The organism is Enterococcus sp. AZ149, from assembly GCF_051714285.1.
In the GTDB taxonomy this organism is placed as follows: domain Bacteria; phylum Bacillota; class Bacilli; order Lactobacillales; family Enterococcaceae; genus Enterococcus_D; species Enterococcus_D entomosocium.
Genome location: NZ_JBIORO010000001.1, coordinates 2,213,583 through 2,234,002 on the forward strand (window position 1 = coordinate 2,213,583; position 20,420 = coordinate 2,234,002).

General features: G+C 44.3%; 7 protein-coding genes and 1 pseudogene. 3 read left to right on the forward strand and 5 right to left on the reverse strand.

The features are described from left to right. Positions 1–67 precede the first annotated feature (67 nt). A complete protein-coding gene (locus tag IGI94_RS10330) occupies positions 68–9,442 on the reverse strand; it encodes an Ig-like domain-containing protein (protein WP_438899707.1) in 9,375 nt (3,124 codons plus the stop codon). A gap of 1,152 nt (positions 9,443–10,594) precedes the next feature. Between IGI94_RS10330 and IGI94_RS10335 the strand changes: the two genes are divergently transcribed. Beyond that, the gene (locus IGI94_RS10335; RefSeq protein ID WP_142971628.1) at positions 10,595–11,479 is read left to right on the forward strand and encodes a helix-turn-helix domain-containing protein; all 885 of its coding nucleotides are present in this window, start codon (positions 10,595–10,597) and stop codon (positions 11,477–11,479) included. Positions 11,480–11,550: 71 nt separating this feature from the next. Here IGI94_RS10335 and IGI94_RS10340 read toward each other — a convergent pair whose 3' ends face one another. Beyond that, complete coding sequence (locus IGI94_RS10340) at positions 11,551–13,113, reverse strand: polysaccharide deacetylase family protein (protein WP_438899708.1); 1,563 nt, start codon at positions 13,111–13,113, stop codon at positions 11,551–11,553. Between the two features lie 234 nt (positions 13,114–13,347). Here IGI94_RS10340 and IGI94_RS10345 point away from each other — a divergent pair, with 234 nt between their 5' ends. Next, positions 13,348–14,019 carry a CPBP family intramembrane glutamic endopeptidase gene (locus tag IGI94_RS10345; RefSeq protein ID WP_061054343.1) on the forward strand — a complete coding sequence of 224 codons (672 nt, stop codon included), beginning with the start codon at positions 13,348–13,350 and terminating at the stop codon, positions 14,017–14,019. Between the two features lie 81 nt (positions 14,020–14,100). Here IGI94_RS10345 and IGI94_RS10350 read toward each other — a convergent pair whose 3' ends face one another. Further along, positions 14,101–17,004, reverse strand: a complete 2,904-nt coding sequence (locus IGI94_RS10350; RefSeq protein ID WP_438899709.1) for a MucBP domain-containing protein — start codon at positions 17,002–17,004, stop codon at positions 14,101–14,103. Between the two features lie 634 nt (positions 17,005–17,638). Between IGI94_RS10350 and IGI94_RS10355 the strand changes: the two are divergent. Further along, a pseudogene (locus IGI94_RS10355) lies at positions 17,639–18,252 on the forward strand (helix-turn-helix domain-containing protein). Positions 18,253–18,364: 112 nt separating this feature from the next. On the opposite strand, the gene IGI94_RS10360 reads toward IGI94_RS10355, so the two are convergent. Together IGI94_RS10360 and rfbD are read right to left on the reverse strand one after the other, a co-directional pair. Then, the gene (locus IGI94_RS10360) at positions 18,365–19,531 is read right to left on the reverse strand and encodes a nucleotide sugar dehydrogenase (protein WP_429969774.1); all 1,167 of its coding nucleotides are present in this window, start codon (positions 19,529–19,531) and stop codon (positions 18,365–18,367) included. Positions 19,532–19,573: 42 nt separating this feature from the next. Then, positions 19,574–20,413 carry a dTDP-4-dehydrorhamnose reductase gene (rfbD, locus tag IGI94_RS10365; RefSeq protein ID WP_438899710.1) on the reverse strand — a complete coding sequence of 280 codons (840 nt, stop codon included), beginning with the start codon at positions 20,411–20,413 and terminating at the stop codon, positions 19,574–19,576. Between the last annotated feature and the right edge of the window lie 7 nt (positions 20,414–20,420).

Consider the following 20,420-nt stretch of genomic DNA (forward strand, 5'->3'; position numbering starts at 1 on the left):
ATTGCTTCAAAACTATTGTTCACTAGAGATACCAGCGGAGGATGTCCACTCCGCTGGTAAAGTCATGCTATTTTTGTTGGTCTTTTTTCTTTCTTGCTTTGAAGAACAAACCAATTCCTCCTACAACGAAGACTGCTGCCCCAATCAGTGAAGCATACCAAGTTCCTTCAGATCCCGTTTTCGGTAGGTACTTACTTCCCCACCAGCTTTGGTTGTTATTGCTACCGTTGCCGTTGTTGTTCCCCCAACTGCCCCAGTTACCCCAAGCGCCGTTGCTTCCGTCGGTACCATTCGTTCCATTGGTACCGTCCGTGCCATTGCTACCGTCCGTGCCGTCGGTACCATCCGTACCATTGTCACCCGTTGGTACCACGATTGGTGTTGCTGCACTGCGGTATTCTCTGCCACCTGCTGTAACGATAGCCACAACGTTAAGGGTTTCTTCTGGTGAAACATCCTCTGGGTCTAATGTGATGCTGAAGGCACCATTCCCATTGGTCGTTCCAGTTCCGACAACGTCACCCGCTTCATTCAAGATTTCGATCGTCGCATTGGCTGGCCCATTCCCGAAGACTGGATAGCCATCGGTAGGATTGCCAGTGATCGTGGCAACCGGTGCGTCAACCGTCAAGGCACCGACTACGGTCGTCGCCGGATCACTTAAGGTTTCGCCTTCGGCTAAAGCAAGAACCGTAACGGTTTCGCCTTCCGTCGCTTCCGCGGATAACTCAACATCCCAGTCACCATTTTGATCGGCGATCGTTGTGATTGGTCCTTCAGCCGCGAAGATGGTCAGGAATCTACTTGTTAACGGATCGCTGATGGTAACGGTGATCGTAGCACCTGGCTCACTCGTTCCGCTGATCGTTGTATCACCAGCCGTAACTGGGTCAATGGTTGGTGTATCTGTCTTGATGCTTTCATCATCGACAGGTACGACGATTGGTGTCGGATTACTGCGGTAGTCATCCCCACCAGCAGTGACGATCGCCACAACCGATAAGTTTTCTTCTGGTGCGACATCCTCACTAGTCAATGTGATCGTATAGTCACCATTTTCATCGGTCGTGCCTGTTCCTACGACAACACCCGCTTCATTAAGAATTTCAATTGCTGCATTGGCAGGCCCGTTCCCGGCTACTGGATAGCCTTCTTGGGAATTACCCGTAATGGACGCTGAAGGTGCGTTGACCGTGATGCCATTAACAACAGTCGTTGCTGGTTCACTGGTGGTTTCTCCTTCACTTTGCGCCACTGCTGTTACGATTTCATCTCGAGAAACTTCTGCAACTTCCACTGACCAATTTCCTGCTTCATCTGCTTCGGTTTCAACCGCTTCTTCTCCCGTTACCGTCACGGTGACCATCGATCCCGGTACAGCAGTACCAGTGATGGTCGTGTCACCAGCTGTGACTGGTTCGATGATTGGTGTGGCGGTTTGATCGATCGTATTCTCAACGGGCACTACGATTGGTGTGGCATTACTCCGATAGTCTTTGCCGCCGGCTGTAATGATCGCAACGACGTTCAATGATTCTTCAGGAGAAACATCTTCACCAGAGAGCGTGATCGTGTAGTTGCCATTTTCATCAGTATTGCCTGATCCAACGACATCCCCCGCTTCATTCACGATTTCAATCGCCGCATTTGGTGCTGCCATCCCCGTCACTGGATAACCATCCTCTGGATTGCCAGTGATGGAAGCGGTCGGTGCTGAAACCGTGATGCCATCCACACTCACTGTGATTGGTGCACTAGGGTCTTTTTCAGGGGATTGTGCCACAACAGTGACGGTATCACCCTCCGCAACTTCAGGTACCTCGACTGTCCAATTGCCCTCTTCGTTCGTTTCAGTTGTGATCGGTTCATTTTCACCAATCGTTACCGTCACCGTCGAACCTGGTTCGGCAGTCCCGCTGATCGTCGTATCGCCAGCTTTGACTGGATCGATCGTTGGTGTTGCAGTTTGTTGCTCTTCTTGATCCAAAGGTACCACGATTGGTGTCGCATTACTGCGGTATTCTTTGCCGCCAGCTGTCAGAACTGCGACGACTGTTAGGCTTTCCGCTGGTGCAACAGCTGTTGGTTCAAGAGTGATACTGTAGTTTCCTTCCGCGTCTGCGGTTCCTGAACCGACGATTTGTCCATCGCTATTCAAGATTTGTATGGTGGCATTGGCTGGTGCCGTCCCACTTACTGGATAGCCATCCGTGCTGTTGCCTGTGATGGTTGCACTAGGAGCATTGACCGTCAACGCCCCCACACCAACTGTTACTGGAGCGCTTGGCTCTTTGTCAGGTGATTGAGCCACAACAGTGACTGCATCGCCTTCAGAAACTTCTGGTACTTCTGCTGTCCAATTGCCTTCGTCATCCGTTTCAGCCGTGATTGGTTCCGCATCTGGTACAGTGATCGTCACGGTTGAACCTGGTTCTGCGGTCCCACTGATGCTGGTATCTCCTGCCGTGATTGGATTGATCGTTGGTGCAGCTGTCTGATCCACTACCGTATCTGCTGGTACGATGACCGCTGTTGGATTACTGCGATACTCTTTCCCACCAGCTGTTACGATGGCAACGACATTTAAGGTTTCTTCTGGATTGACAGTTTCAGCAGTTAAGTCCACTGTATAGTTGCCGTCTCCATCGGCAGTGCCTGTTCCAACGACTTCATTGTCTGCGTTCAAGATCTCGATCGCTGCATTGGCTGGTGCTGTACCAGTCACTGGGTAGCCATCCGTGCTGTTGCCGCTGATGGAAGCTATTGGTGCTGCGACAGTCACTCCTTCAACGATGACAGTGATTGGATCACTTGGGTCTTTGCCGTCACTGTCTGCGACGACTGTGATGGTATCCCCTTCAGACAATTCAGGCACATCGACACTCCAGTTGCCTTCGTCATCTGTTTCGGCGGTCTCTTCTGTGCCATCAGGTAGTGTCACAGTCACAGTTGAGCCAGGTTCGGCCGTTCCACTAACTGTTTCATCGCCTGCTTTGATTGGATCAACCGTTGGTGCCGTTGTTTGATTTTCACCCGGTTCAGCTGGCACCATGATCGGTGTCGCTGGACTACGATAATCTGTACCACCAGCTGTGACCACCGCAACTACCGTCAAGTTTTCTTCAGGAGAGACATCTTCACTGGTCAAATCGATCGTGTAAAGCCCTGCAACATTGGTCGTACCCGTTCCAACTGTCTCGCCAGCTTCGTTCAAGATTTCGATGGTCGCATTCGCTGGTCCTGTTCCGGTCACTGGATAACCTTCGGCTGCATTGCCACTGATGGACGCACTAGGAGCCGCCACCGTTAATGCACCGACTGTGATCGTTGCTGGTGTACTTGGTGTTTCATTTTCTACTTCTGCTACTGCCGTAACAGTCGTCCCTTCGGAAAGCTCTGGCACATCAACTTGCCAATTGCCCTCTTCGTCAACTTCGGCTGAGATTGGGTCTTGCTCACCGACCGTCACGTTGACTATTGCTCCTGGTTCGGCTGTCCCGCTGATTTCTGTTGCGCCGGCAACTGCTGGATTGATCGTTGGTGTCGCCGTTTGATCCGCAGGTACCACGACAGCCGTTGGTTGACTACGGAAGTCATCCCCACCTGCTGAAACGATGGCAATGACACGGACCGTTTCTCCTGCTGATGCCTCTTCACTGGTCAAGGTAACGGTGTAAACACCATTCTCATTGGCCGTCCCTGTGCCAATCACTTGATCATCAGCATTTAAGATTTCGATTGACGCATTAGCTGGTGCTGTACCAGTTACTGGATAGCCATCTGCACTATTGCCAGAAATCGTTGCCGTTGGTGCTGCCACGATCAGCCCTTGCACCGTCACTGTTACTGGTAAACTTTCTGTTTTGCCGTCTGCCAAAGCAGTAACTGTCAAGACATCATCCAGAGAAACCGTCGGCACAGTTGCCGTCCACTCACCTTCGTCATTCGCTGCCACTGTAACAGTATCGCCGTTTGGTAGTTCAACCGTTACATCTGCCCCAGGTTCAGCCGTTCCGCTAACGGTTGTAGCCCCAGCAATCACTGGTGCGACAGTCGGTGCCGCTGTTTGGTCTTCTGCGTTATCTTCTGGCACCACGATAGTAGTTGCCGGACTGCGATAGTCTTGACCGCCGGCTGATACGATAGCCACCACTCGCAAGGTTTCTGCTGGTGAAACACCTTCTGTCAAGGTGATCGTATACTCACCGTCTCCATTGGCAGTACCACTGCCTACCACTTCATTGGCAGCATTTAAGATTTCAATGGTTGCGTTGGCTGGTGCTGTTCCTGTGACTGGATAGCCGTCAGTACTGTTGCCCGTGATCGTTGCGGTTGGTGCAGCCACGTTTAAGGCACCGACACCAACACTGATTGGTGCACTTGGGTCTTTGCCTTCAGCTTCAGCAACCACTGTGACCGTGTCGCCTTCTGAAAGTTCTGGTACGGTGACTGTCCAATTGCCTTCCTCATCCGTTTCGGCAGTCACTGGATCTTCTCCAGGAATCGTTACCGTCACCGTTGAACCAGGTTCGGCAGTTCCTCCGACGGATGTATCACCTGCTTGCACTGGATCGATCGTTGGGGTAGTCGTTTGGTCTGCTGGTACCACGATGGAGAGCGGCGCACTGCGGTACTCATCGCCGCCAGCTGTTACCACTGCCACCACCTGAAGTGCTTCTGAAGGATCAACATCGTCGCTGCTCAATGTGATGCTGTAAGCACCTTCCTCATTTGCTTCACCGCTACCAACAACCTCACCGGCTGCATTTAAGATCTCAATCGCTGCATTTGGCGTGGCCGTTCCGGTTACTGGATACCCCTCCGAACTATTGCCGCTGATCGCTGCTGTCGGTGTCGCGACAGTGAGTGGATTTACGACGACCGTAGCTGCATCACTTGGTGTTTCCCCATCAAGGGTCGCTACCACAGAAACAATTTCTCCTTGAGAAACCTCGGGCACAGTTGCCGTCCAATTGCCGTCGTCATCCGCTTCGGCAGTGACTGGCTCTGCGTCACCAATCGCGACTGAGACTGTCGCGCCAGGTTCAGCCGTACCACTGATGGTCGTGTCGCCGGCTGTCACCGATTCAATCGTTGGGACTGCAGTTTGATCCAAAGGTACTGTGATTGGTGCAGCCGCACTGCGGTACTCTTGACCACCGGCTGTGACTACCGCCACCACCCGTAAGGCTTCAGCTGGAGACGCGTCATTACTCGTTAACGTGATCGTATATTGGCCTTCGTCATTGGCGGTGCCAGTACCTATGACCTCGTCATCGGCATTCAAGATTTCGATGGCTGCATTGGCTGGTGCCGTTCCCGTTACTGGATAACCTGCGGTACTATTGCCGCTGATCGTCGCGGTTGGTGTAGCGATCGTCAACCCATTGACTCCAACACTGATCGGTGCACTTGGGTCTTTGTCTGGTGCTTGTGCGACCACTGTGACGGTTTCTCCTTCAGAAACTTCAGGAACTTCAACTGTCCAGTTCCCCTCGTCATCGGCTTCACCAGTAACAGGTTCTTCACCTGGGATCGTTACCGTCACCGTAGCGCCTGGTTCTGTGGTCCCACTGATCGTCGTATCCCCGGCATTGATTGGGTCAATGGTTGGTGATGCTGTTTGTTCAAGCTCATCTGCTGGGACCGTCACCGGTGTGGCAGGACTGCGGTACTGATCTCCGCCTGCTGTAACAATCGCAACGACAGACAAGGTTTCTTCTGGTGCTGCATCGGATGGTGCGATGGTTACCGTATAGTTTCCATCCCCATCGGCTGTCCCAGTACCGATCACATCGCCTGACTCATTCAACACTTCAATCGCTGCGTTCGCTGGAGCAGTTCCCGTGATTGGATAGCCATCGGTACTATTGCCGCTGATGATCGCTGTTGGTGCTGCAACGGTGACTCCATTGACTCCAACGCTGACTGGCGCGCTTGGCTCTTTGCCTTCGGCTTCCGCAACGACTGTGACTGTATCGCCACCAGAGACTGCTGGCACTTCCGCAAGCCAGTTTCCTTCGTCATCCGTTTCAGCCGTTACTGGTTCTTGACCGGTGATCGTAACAGTAACCGTCGAACCTGGTTCTGCCGTTCCGCTAATCGTGGTATCACCTGCTGTGACCGGATCGATCGTTGGTGTCCCTGTTTGTTCAATGTCTGCTGGTACCGTGATTGGCGTGGCATTACTGCGGTAGTCTTGACCGCCCGCTGTCACAACTGCCACCACCTGCAAGGCTTCTTCTGGCGCCACATCAGCTGGATCTAAGATGACGGTATAAGCACCCGCGTCATCCGCCGTCGTGCTACCAACGACATCTCCTGCTTCATTCAAAATCTCAATGGCCGCATTCGGCGTGGTTGTTCCACTGACCGGATAGCCATCCGTACTATTGCCTGTGATGGAAGCGCTCGGTGCACTGACAGTCACACCATCAACGGTCACGGTAATCGGTGCACTTGGCTCTTTGCCTTCTACTTCGGCAACGACTGTTACCGTATCACCTTCCGTTAATTCTGGTACCGTCGCTTCCCAATTGCCTTCGTCATCGGCTTCTGCCGTGATCGGATCGCCTTCAGGCAGCGTAATCGTCACAGTTGCCCCTGGTTCAGCCGTTCCGCTGACGGTCGTATCCCCAGCTGTTACTGGGTCGATTGTTGGTGTTTCAGTTAAATTTTCTTCATCATCTGCAGGAACTACAAGCGGTGTGCCTGTACTGCGATAATCTTCACCACCAGCCGTCACGATCGCTTCCACTCGTAAGTTGTCGCCAGCTGTCACCTCTTGAGGATCAAGGGTGATCGTGAAGTTACCATCCTCATCAGCTGTTCCGCTACCAACGACCTCTCCTGCTTCATTCAAAATTTCAATTGCTGCATTGGCAGTCGCTGTTCCCGTTACTGGATACCCATCTGTGCTATTTCCGGTGATCGTAGCCGTTGGCGCCGCCACGGTTAAACCGTTTACACTCACGGTGATTGGGGCACTCGGATCTTTGCCTTCAGACTCAGCTACGACGGTCACGGAATCGCCTTCTGATAATTCAGGAACCGTTGCTTCCCAGTTGCCTTCATCATCGGCTTCAGCCGTGATTGGATCGCCTTCAGGAAGCGTGATCGTTACCGTTGCCCCCGGTTCCGCTGTCCCACTAACGGTCGTATCTCCAGCACTGACTGGATCGATCGTTGGTGTTTCCGTCTGCAGGATATCTGCAGGCACCACAACAGGTGTTGGGTTGCTTCGATAGGTTTCGCCGCCAGCGGTCACAACCGCTGTCACATTCAGGGTTTCTTCCGCGTCAACATCCGCTGGATCTAACGTGACTGTATAAACACCATTCTCATTGGCGGTACCTGTTCCGACAATTTCGCCATCCGCATTGGTGATCTCAATGGCCGCATTTGGTGCTGCGGTTCCAGTCACTGGATAGCCCTCTTGACTATTTCCTGTGATCGAAGCCGTTGGTGCGTTGACTGTTAAGGCGGACACGGTGGTGCTAGCCGGTTGGCTTGGCGATTGTCCTGCTAGTTCGGCGATAGCTGAAACCGTATCGCCCTCTGACACTTCGTCCACATCCACACGCCAATTGCCCTCTTCATCGGCTTCCGTCACGATCGGATCTGCACCGTTGATGGTCACAGTAATCGAGGCACCAGGCTCAGCAGTTCCGCTGACGCTTGTATCCCCGGCAGTCACCGGTTGAATCGTTGGTGTTCCCGTTTGTTGCTCCGCATCGTCTGCTGGAACGACAATTGGCGTATTGCCACTACGGTAAGTTTGCCCACCGGCAGTGACGATTGCGGCAACATTCAAGTTTTCATTTTCTGCTACATCTGCTGGGTTCAACGTGATACTGTAGTTGCCGTTCTCATTTGCCGTCCCAGAGCCAACGACTTCACCTTCGGCATTGGTGATTTCAATGGCTGCATTTGCTGCGGCTGTCCCCGTCACAGGATACCCATCGGTACTATTTCCTGTAATCGAAGCCGTTGGTGCATTAACCACTGGTGCTGCTACCGTTGCCGTTGCAGGCTCACTCGCCGATTCCCCCTCAGCTTCCGCTACTGCTGTGACTGTATCGCCTTCCACCAATTCAGGGACATCCGCCGTCCAATTGCCGTCACCATCTGCGGTTGTTGTAATAGGTGCACCGCCGTTGATCGCCAATGTGATGGCTGCGCCTGGCTCAGCTGTTCCGCTGATCGTCGTTTCCCCTGCTGTCAATGGATTGAATGTTGGTGTATCGGTTTGATCTTCTGGTGTATCTGGCGCAAACCAAATCGAGTTATTGCCGTCAGCATCCGTAAATAAATCAATGGTGATCAAATCAAGTTGAGACATCGTTCCTTCGAAGCGGGCTTCGTAAGGATTAGATGGATTCGCCACGCCGTTTTCAACCAATTGTGCATAGGTCGGACTGGTGACATTCGTTGGAATGACCACATTGGTTTGACCTAAAACAGATGCAGAAGCGATTTGATCTGCTAAATCTGTCGTTGCATTGAAGACTGTTTGTGCCGTTTCAACCGTTGCGTTTAAAGTGGCTTTAGCTGTATTAACGGTACTTTGTACCAACGTATTGATTTGACCGATCAAGGTACCGATGCCTGGAATCCCACTTGCACCATCCAAAATACTGACTTGAATCTGGGCTGCTTGTAAATTATCGAGAATTTGATTGATGCGTTGATTGATAACGATAAATAAACCATCATCCACATTGGCAATCAGGGCACGTTCGTTATCGGTTAGTCCAGCTGGAACTTCAAAATTCGCTTGGCCAAATTGTCCAAGTTGATTTAATAAGTCTAACTGGGTAGTGATTTCATCTAAGTTGACGGATATCACTTGGCTAACATCCACGATTGAAGCCGCCGTATACAATGGATTTGGCAAGCCGCCAACGATTGTTGGCGGAATATCAAGTGCATCAGCTAAATTTTGATTGACGATTCCATCCACCGTGCTGATCAAGGTATTGACTGCTGGTGTGACTGTACCGATCAGTGTTTGCAAGGCTGGGAAATTCCCCAGTTGGAGTATCACATTGGTGGAAATCGATGCATTCCCTGCCGATTGAACCAAACCAGTAAGGCCTTGAGGAACCCCAACAACCGCGACTTTATCCCCATTCAAGACATCAACCGTTACTGCATTCGATCCAGAAATCGAGAAATTGACTTGGTTCGTTGCACCAGGAGTTGCATAAGGTGCAGACGCACTCGTGCCTGAGTTATTAGACGCTGTGATATCTGAGAAAAGTTCAGCTGAAACCAAAGCAGCTTCAACCGTCGTTGGTGCCCATAACAAACTTGCTGGCACGACCACCGTACTTGTCAACAACATTCCACTGACAGTTAAATTCGCAATAATATTTTTCTTTGTTCGAACGCGTGTGTTTTTCTTTGAATCCATGAGCTTTTTATAATTAATGCCTTTCATTCATTCTCCTCCTGTTCGAAAAAAATTTAACCGACAAAAGATAAAACTGATGATCTCTGGAATCCTTCTTTCCCCCTTTAAAACCAGATGAAAATCTATTTCAACCCAACACCAAAAGGCATAGAGAGAAAACAAAAAGTAACCGATCGCAAAGCGAAGATTTTTTCGCATGCTTTCTGAAAAACCCAGTGATTTTTGTTCAAATAGTTTAGAAGCACATTAGCTCACTCTTGTGAAACTAAAAAATAAAATAACTAAACGAACACACTGTGTACCAAAATTCTAGCAAATTTATTTCTTTCCAACAAATTATAAACACGATAAATAATTAAAAAAACACTGAATTTCACCTTTCAAAACACAAAAGGTTTATTTTATAAACAAGCAGAAATTATTTATATTTATCTTATAAACAAATGTATAATGATAAAATATTGCCTTTTTTCGTCAGTTAACCTTTCTTTTTTTTATATTTAATCAATATAATGAATACGATTACAATTGCATGTTTATACACCGGGATAGAGAAAAATGATGATTGTGTTTTTTCATGATTTTAACCTCGTTTTTTACCTCCGCAAATAAAAAAACAAAAATAATTTAGACGTTTTTCACGATATCACCTAAAATAACTCTTGCTAACGAAAAAAAGGAATCGAAACGCTCGCAGAAAGGTCTGTGAAAAAAGAATGAAACTATTCTATCAAAATCAACGTTGCACTATTATGAACGATTATTTCTTCAGTTGATCTTCGCTGCTTTTCATCCTCACCTAGTTGTTTGGTCCTACATTTCGGACGTAAACGTTCATTCTACTCGAAGCGGTTATACTTGTTGGTAAGAAGGAAACACCGCTGCCCAATTGGCTTCTTCTAATACGACTTAAGGAGCAACAAACGATGCATTGGCTAGTAATGATTTTTCTATTGATCTACCTCAGTTTTGTCTAAAAAAAGCGTGAGAACCGAATGTTCTCACGTTTTTCTACGATCCCCCTCTGAGGATCCTCTATCACAAAGATTACTGAACGATTTCTTCCACCAAATCAAGGAAAGTCTGAAATAAAAGACCTTTTAGATTCCTCTATTGGCTTTACTTTACTATAATGGGGATACAAGATCTCATTAATTCAACGAGAGCGGAGGCTTTCTTATGTATGGCGAAACGATCAGACAAATCCGATTGAAAAAAGGCTTCACCCAAAAAGAAGTCTATGGCACGATTATTTCAAAGTCTTATGCCATCGAGTTCGAAAAAGGCAAGCATCAAATTGCTGCCAACCTGCTGTTGCAAATTTTAGAAAATCTCTCAATGGATATCGATGAATTTCTTTATATCGCGAATGGCTATCGCTTGGATGAGCAAAACAGCTATAATCATCGGTATAATCAATATTCAAACAAACACGATCTGCCAAATTTACAAAAGCTGTTACAGGAACTACAAAAAACCACTAGTAGACTGAACAATATCCGTATTGCAGAGGTTCGCTCGCGAATTCGCATGCTACAATGCTTGGCAGAACATGGGGTCTATCGACAAAGTGCTGTTTTAGAATGCGATCGCCAAACGATCACTTCTTACCTCATTGATGTTGAGAGCTGGACGTTACAAGAAATCCAACTATTTGGCAACACCATCGATCTTCTGGACAACGACCATAATTTCCTCTTTTTCAAAAAAGTATCCAAGATGCTCGAGTACTACATCGATATGGAAAAAGGTCGTGAAATCTACTGCGCCTTGCTGATCAATTTGATTGAATATACGCTAAAACACCAGCAGTACGATGCGACGGAAGTTCTCGTTGTCCAATTGAAACTTTTAGCGACAGACTACAAAGAATTTTTCCACCAAACCGTCTGCAAGTTTTTCCAAGGCGTGTTGCTCATAAGAACCGGCGATCAAAAAGCTGGTGAAACGATCACGCAAAAGATGTTGGCTATTATGCGAGAACTGGATCAAGAAGCCCTTGCCGATGATTTTGCTTTGCTATTGGATGAAGATTATCTCCGAGCATTTGCCTCCTCCGAGTGATAAAGCGGCAACTGCAGCGTTCGTTAATAAAAAAAGGAAGTGATGATTGCCATCACTTCCTTTTTCAGCTATTAGCTAACACTACGTTCGTCTGTCGCTCCAAAGTATTGATACATTGGTTTTTGGTTGCCATTGAGCAATTGATCCACCGTCACAAATTCATAGCCTTGCGCTTTCAGCGTTTGAATAATACCAGGTACGGCTTGAACGGATTTCGGATGAATATCATGGAGCAGAATTATTGAACCATCGTAGACATTATTTTGTACGACCTTCAAAATTTTGTTCGGATCTTTTAGCTTCCAATCCTCGGTATCAACACTCCATTGAATGATCGATTTTCCTGCCGCTTGGGCGCTCTGTTGATCGATCGCCCCATACGGCGGGCGCAAATTCTTAGGTAAGACTCCTGTTGCCTGATAGATTGCTTTGTCGGTCTTAGTTATTTCAGCTTTGACATCCTCCGGCGACAACGTATTTAATTGCGGATGTGAATAGGAGTGACTGGCAATTTCATGCCCTTCCTCATGGACTTTTCTCGATACTTCAGGATACCGATCCACCATTTGTCCTAATTCAAAAAACGTTGCTTTGACATCGTTGTCCTTTAAAATCTTCAAAAGATCTAATGTGGTTGTGTCGTTAGGGCCATCATCGAAAGTCAGTGCAACATATTTTTTGTTTTCGTCCAATGTCGATTGTTGCTCTTTCAATTGATCCGCATTAACAAGTTCCGGATCAATAAACGGTGCAATCTCTTTGTACGCCAACGTGATCTCAGATACGCCAGTTTGATTTTGGGGCAACTGGATCGTTAATTTTTCAGGATCATACGTAAATTTCGACTCATAGGTGATTCGATCCATCGCCAAGACCGCATCAATGACTTTATCAGGTTCCTTGGCTTGGTCTAAAATCTTTTGCTGAATGACTTGCTGGATCCCTAGCAAGCTGCCCTCGTCTGGAACCAAGTCTTTCAAGGATAATTCATTGCCGGTTTTCTCGGAAATAAAAATTGGATCGGCAACCACGCTATCCGCATCTTCAAAGCGACCAGTTTCCCGATTCCAAACATAGCTGTCCGCTTTTAAAGAATAGGTTGACACTTTCGATGCGACCGCTTGTGCTTCAATCCGAGCAACGGTGACTGTCTCTTTATCTGTGTGTTTTTTGCATAATTTGTTCGCCATGGTCGACAATTTCTTGCTTGCATCTTTGACAGGAATCGTACTTTCTTCTTTTGGTCGGAAAATCAATTCTTTCTTGTCCCCATTAGACAATGTTTCGAGTTTTGCTGGGATTCCCTCTTTAGCTTGTTCTTCTTGGATCGATGCCAATAACTTTTCAGCAGCAGCCTCATATTTTTCCCGTGCCAAGGCTTCTTGCTGCTTCAACGTGAAAGCAATATAGCCGCCAGTGGCGATAATGACGATTGTCAGCAGCGTCATCAATGAAAAGAGATACTTGCGATGGGTTGGCTTCTTTTTAGAAACTTGACGATTGGTGGTTTGCGTGCGTCTTGCCGTTCCCGTTGTTTGCTTTTGATGTGATTCGACCCTTGAAAAAGGTGCTTGTTTTTCAGACGTCGCTTCTTTATGTTGTGAATTATTTGAATAATTGCTTGATTTCTTCATAAACATTCTCCCTAAAACATAATAACGTAAACAAAATGTAACATAAGCGTAATAATATTTCAACAGTGTTACAGAGATTCTTATAAACTTCTCTTTTTGTTCACCATTTTTGAGAATTATTCTAAGAAATCTTTTATTCTGATACTAATAAAAGCAAGCCTATCAGCCATGATATCGTATTCACTCCGTTTTATTTTCGTTTAAAAATAATGAGAGAGATCTTTTTGTACTTTGATGTTTTTTCTGTTTATAATTCAGCGTGTGGCAATTACTTTAAAGGATGTGTTCAAAATGAAACACAAGTCAACAACGTATTTATTTATTCTTACATTAGTCATCGGTTTAACCTATCAAATGCTTCCCTATACACCCCTAAGCGATTCCGTTTTATCCATCATTGGTACTGTATGGAATGTGATTTTGGCATTTGGTGCAGGGTACTTTCTCTTACGAAGGACCTTTTTGGAACAATTCAAGCATTTTCGTTTCATCGTTTTATTATGGGGTGTGCCTTTCGTCATTTTGACTGGCGTGTTCTTTTCCTTTATTTATGCCGCTATTTTTGGACAACCAACAACTAACTCGATCGGCGAAACCATCACTGTCCAAATGGTCTTTTTACAAGTACCCTTCATGTTGATGGGAGAAGAGTTGCTTAGTACCAATCTCTTGTTAGCTTTACAGAAAAAAGGATTCTCTTTCCTCTGGTCTTCCATCATTTGCAGTGTGCTGTTCGCTTTGTGGCATATCCCAGCGTACGGTTTTCATCCAGCACAATTATTGATCACCTTGATGCCCGCAAGATTGGCACTCAACTACGTCTGGAAAAAATCCAATAGTGTTTGGGTCAGCTGGATCTGCCATTTTCTTTATGATGGACTCGGTTTTATTTCATTCTTTCGTTAAATAATCAAAAAAAGACAGCTGAATCGTAGCTGTCTTTTTTTGATAGTCAGTAACGCCTTTCCCCAATGACTTACTTGATCGCTATTTTCGCTTTCTGAAATAAAGCCAGCTTGCTGTGGCGACGAAGCACAAACCAACTACAAATGGGAACAACGTCCCCTGCTCATCGGTTTGCGGCAATCTTTGCGCAGAATTGCTTTTTTTCGAAGTGACAGTCGCTGTTGGGTCTTTTTCTTTTTTATCAGAACTATCCACTGTTGCTACGTTTTCTTTTGTATAAACATACGTCACAGTTGCCCCCTGCTTACCGAATGTGCCTTTGGCATTTTGCGGCAGCTGACTTCCGTCTAATATGTAGCCGTCGATTGTTAGTTGATATTTTTCTGTGCTGGCATCATAAGAGTCGCCTAAGTTTCCACTGATCCTTTGTGGAGGGTGAATTTCTTTGCCTTCGGTGTCCATATACTCCACTGTTATATCCGCTGCTGGTATCGGATTTTTTTTGTAGATGTAGGTGACAGTTTGTGCTGTTTCTTCAAATACACCTTTACTATTTTCTGGTAATTGACTTTGATCTAAGGTGTAGCCTTCGATTGTTACTTGGTATTTTTCTGTGCTGGCATCGTAAGACTCGCCTACGTTTCCAGTTATGATTTGAGAAGGGTGAATTTCTTTGCCTTCTGTATCCACATACTCGACCGTTATATCCGCTGCTGGTACAGAATTTTTTGTGTAGATGTATGTGACTGTTTGTGCTGTTTCGCTAAACAAACCTTTACTATTTTCTGGTAATTGACTTTGATCTAAGGTGTAGCCTTCGATTGTTAGTTGATATTTTTCTGTACTAGCATCGTAAGATTCGCCTACGTTTCCACTGATCGTTTGTGAAGAGTGAATTTCTTTGCCTTCTGTATCCACGTACTCCACTGTGACATCAGCTGCTGGTACCGGATTTTTTATATAGATATACGCAACTGTTTCCGCGGTTTCGCTAAAAATACCTTTACTATTTTCTGGCAACTGGGTTTCATCTAGAGTATAGCCTTCGATCGTTACTTTATATTGATGTGTGCTGGCATCGTATGAATCACCTATACTTCCGCTAATGGTTCGGGAGTCATGAATTTCATTGCCCTCTGTATCAACGTATTTTACTGTTATATCCGCTGCTGGTATCGGATTTTTTATGTAAATGTAGGTAACAGTTTGGGCCGTATCGCTGAATACACCGATACCATTTTCTGGTAGCTTAGTTTCGTCTAAAGTGTAGCCTTCGATTTTTAATTGATATTTTTCTACGCTGGCATCGTATGATTCACCTACATTACCGCTAATCGTTTGGCTAGCGTGGATTTCGTTGCCTTCTGTATCCACATACTCAATCGTTACATCTGCTGCTGGTACGGGATTTTTTGTATACACATAAGTGACTGTTTGCACCGTTTCACCAAATACTCCTGTGGTATTTTCTGGCAGTTGGCTTTCATCCAGTGTATAGCCGTCGATCGTTAATTGATAGTTCTCTGTACTGGCATCGTATGGATTGCCCACATTACCGCTAATCGTCTGAGAAGCGTGGATTTCGTTGCCTTCGGTATCTATATATTCGACCGTGATATCCGCTGCTGGTACGGGATTTTTTGTATACACATAAGTGACTGTTTGCACCGTTTCGCCAAATACACCGATACCATTTTCTGGTAGTTTAGTTTCGTCTAAAGTGTAGCCTTCGATTTTTAATTGATATTGTTCTGTGCTAGCATCGTATGGGTCCCCTACATTTCCACTGATCGTTTGAGAAGGATGAACTTCTTTGCCTTCTGTATCTACGTACTCGACTGTTACATCTGCTGCTGGTGCGGGATTTTTTGTATACACATAGGTGACCGTCTGTGCTGTTTCTCCCAAGATACCTTTACTGTTTTCTGGTAACTTAGTTTCATCTAACGTGTAGCCATCAATTGTTAACTTATATTCTTCGTTGCTGACATCATATGGTTCACCAATGGTACCGGTCAAGGTCTGCATCTCATGGATTTCTTGCCCTTGACCATCAAGGTATCGGACATTTACCTCTCCAATTTGCTCCGGATCGACAATGACATTGACCACATGTGTGGTATTCACGCTATAGGAGGCCTGTCGAGCCATAAAAATTGCTACATAGGAACCTGGCTTGCTTGGGTCAACATTGGTGTAGTAAGGATAGATTTGCGAGTCAGAAATGCTTTTTTCTATATTGCCGCTAAAATTTAGTTTAAACGCCTCAATGCCTAATGCTTTGGTTGAGAAATCAAACGTACTGTTTACAGGAATATGAATCGTATCGGGGCTGTTTCCAAAAGCATACTCACCCGTAATTAAACGCTCGTAGAGTTCAAGTGTTTTCGTTTCCCCAGGCTGCAAGGTGATGGAATTTCCAACCGACGTGAATGCATAGTTTTGTCTTTGATTCGTGGTACCAACTTGCTTAATAAAATAGCCACCTGAAGGAAGTTGAATTGTAACCTTTCCTGAACTGTCCGTGACTAACAATGTCACTTCACCAGATGTCGAGGAGGTCAATGTGAAATAAGCTCCTTGGATCGGTTGGTTTGAATTACCATCTAACACTTGAACCGTCAGTTGCCCATTGACAACTCTTGCAGCTGAAGCATTAACAGATGAGGGGACCTTATCTACAGTGCTTACAGCAGAATCTTCTTTAATATCTGATTCAGAAATATTTTTTTCATTATCACTGTTGACTTGCGTTTGCTCGTTTTTAGCATCCACACTCGATGAGGTCATTGATGTCATCGCAGCATTATCTGCTTCCGTTGAATCATTTGTATCATTAGATGGTGTAGCTATCTTTTCGTCTTGCTCCAACTGTTGGGAATCTGAAAAACCTTCGCTTTCCGCCATTACCTGAAATGCTGGCGTTACCACCGCAGCACTTAATAGGATTATTAAAGACATAATATGTTTAAATTTCTTTTTCACAAACTTTCACCTTAACCTTCTTTTTCAAAATTTATACTTTTTTATTCAAGCTTTTTTCACGCCTGAAAATCATTATAATTTATTAAATTTTAATTTACAAACATTTTTTTATTTATAGTATTCTCCACTCCTAGCTGAAGTTTTTATGCGGACTCATGAAATGCCCTTTATCTTGTGTATACCTGATTCATTTATCATTGCACTACATCACCTCTTCAGAATTTTATAATTCAAGTACCCTTCCCTTCAAGCAAATCCAGTGCAAATCAACGCAAAGCTTCTTTGCATCATTGTTTTATCAACGATTTCCATTTTCTGAAAACAGGACACTATTTTCACCTAAGATTTACTTTCTTTTTTAAATGACTCATATAAAAATACCTCCTAATCTTCAAAAGAGATATTTTTTCAAATTTCCAACTCAGCATAATTGAATTAGGTATTATTTAAAAGAAAAAATCACTAAAAACAATCGAGCTGTCGTGAATATCCAATGCGAAATTCTAGCTAAACTCATTTTATTTTCATTTTTTGAAAACGGAGAAATATACTTGTGCATTTCTTCGTTAAATCGAGCTTTACAATTGTTTCTTTGAACCGCTTTATGATAGGATATGTCAGAAGGAGCATTGAAATGACTATAGCTGAAAAAATAAAAGAGAGTCGCTTGAAATTAGGACTCACCCAACAAGAAGTTTCCGAAAAATTATTTGTTACCAGACAAACGATCTCAAATTGGGAAAACAACCGAAGTACCCCAGACATCGATACATTGATCAAATTAAGTGATCTCTATCAAATCGATTTAGAGGCACTGCTAAAACCAGAACAATTAGCAGACGAACCAGAAAGAATGAGTGAGGAAAAGAAACCCACCTTCCGCCTTCCTCTATACTTGCTCAATTTGACTGCAGTCGTCGCTTGCGTTTTCACCGACTTCTTAACACCTACAGGAACAATGACCCTATGGACAGCTGCTGCACATTTTTTGTTACTAGTTAACTTTGTCCTTTTATTCAGTTTTTTCCTCACAAAAAAAGACCCCTTCCTGCAAAAACAATTGTCTTTGCATTAGGAAAAGGCCTGCTGATCTTAGCCAATATATTAGGTTTTACTCTTTGGTCGAATAAAGGAGCTTCCGCTGATGCGTTACATCTGATCGGCCATAATTATGGTCATTTTGTCTATTTGATGTTTAAAGCAATTGGGGTGATTTATTTGTTTGATTGGCGGAAGTTTGAGATGTAAGGACTCCAATTTCAAATTTAAAATCAAGAATGCAGTTGAGAACAATAATTGATTTGATTGCTCTCAACTACATTAAGATTTAAGAAGAATAATTTTATTCAACAAAACGAAGTTAGTTGTCTCCAAAGATATCTCTTGTATATACCTTATTCTCAACATCCTTCAAAATTTCTTCAAAACGATTGGTAACAATTACATCAGACAAATCTTTAAATTCATCTAAATCTTTTATTACTCTTGAATGATAAAATTCAGTTGCATCTAAAGTTGGTTCATAGACAACAACTTCTATACCTTTTGCTTTAATACGTTTCATAATCCCCTGGATGGAAGAATATCTGAAATTATCTGAGTTTGCCTTCATAGTCAGACGATAGATACCAACCATTTTAGGTTTTTTTGCAATAATTTGATCAGCAATAAAATCCTTACGGGTAGTATTCGCTTCTACAATAGCACCAATAATGTTACTAGGGACATCTTCATAATTTGCTCTTAACTGCTTTGTATCCTTCGGTAAGCAATAACCACCATAACCAAAGGAAGGATTATTATAATGTGAACCTATACGTGGATCTAATCCTACACCCTCAATTATTTGTCTACTATCTAAACCACGTGACTCTGCATAAGTGTCTAACTCATTGAAATACGCTACTCTCAGGGCAAGATACGTATTTGAAAAAAGTTTTATTGCCTCTGCTTCAGTAGAATGAGTGAGTAAAACTGGCACTTCTTCTTTAATACAACTATCTTTGAACATAGCAGCAATTTCTTTGCCCCGATCAGAAACCTCGCCTACAACAATTCTGGAAGGATATAAATTGTCATATAAAGCTTTGCCCTCTCTTAAAAACTCAGGAGAAAAGATAATATTCTCAGTATTAAATCTTGCCTTTATATCTAACGTATATCCAACTGGTACAGTTGATTTAATTATGAAGGTTGCATCTGGGCGTATCGCCAATGCTTTTTCTATAACGTCTTCAACTGTAGATGTATTAAAATAGTTCTTCACTTCATCATAATCAGTTGGTGTAGCAATAATTAGATAATCTGCAAATTTTACAGCGTCTTCAAAATCCTGCGTGAACTCAATATTCAAGTCGTCACGTTTCAAAAATTCGTGTATTTCTTTGTCTTCTAAAGGTGATTTCCTTTGACACAAAAGATTAACTTTTTCATTTACAATATCATACGCTTTAACATGTTCAGTTTGAGATAATAATAACGCGTTTGCTAAGCCAACATAGCCTAATCCAAAAACAGAAATGTTCATTTTTTATTCCACCAATACAAAATTTTTATAATACATCTCTAATTACTTACTAGATTGCACCATCATTCTTAAAGCTTCTTGCCATGTAGGAATTTCAAATCCCAACTCTTTTGCTTTTGAAAGATTCATCACCGAATATTGTGGTCGCTTCGCCTTTTGTGGGAACTCGGAAGAAGGAATCGGCTTGACAACTACATCTGAATCTTTTAGTATCTCGCACGCAAATTCATGCCATGAGCAGCTGTTATCATTGGAAAGATGATAAATTCCAGTCGGTGCTTGCTTTTCGATAACATAAAGCATAAATTCTGCTAATGTTCGTGTCCAAGTTGGGCGCCCATATTGATCATTGACTACTGTTAAAGTCTTATGTTCCTTAGCTAACCGCTGCATGGTATAGACAAAATTGTGTCCGTACCGTCCAAAAACCCAAGAAGTACGAATAATATAGTAATCATCCAATATTCCTTGTACAGCTCGTTCTCCTAATAATTTGGTTCTTCCGTATTCATTTTGGGGATTTACTTGATCATCGACTTGGTATTCACCAACTTGCTTTTCTCCATCAAAAACATAGTCAGTACTGATATAAACAAGTTTTGCACCTATAGCTTTTGCAGCCAGGGCCACATTTCTTGTGCCGTTGACATTGATTAACTCATCTAATTCTTTGCCTTCTTCTTCTGCTTTATCAACTGCGGTATACGCAGCACAATGAAAGATAACCGATGGGTGGATTTCTTTTACTTTCTCCATCGTGACCGTTTCATCTGTGATATCCATCTCTTTCGCATCGGTAGACACGTAGTCAATACCTTTTTCATCAAATAGATGACGTAATTCACTGCCTAATTGGCCATTTCCTCCTGTGATTAAGTACATAAATGAT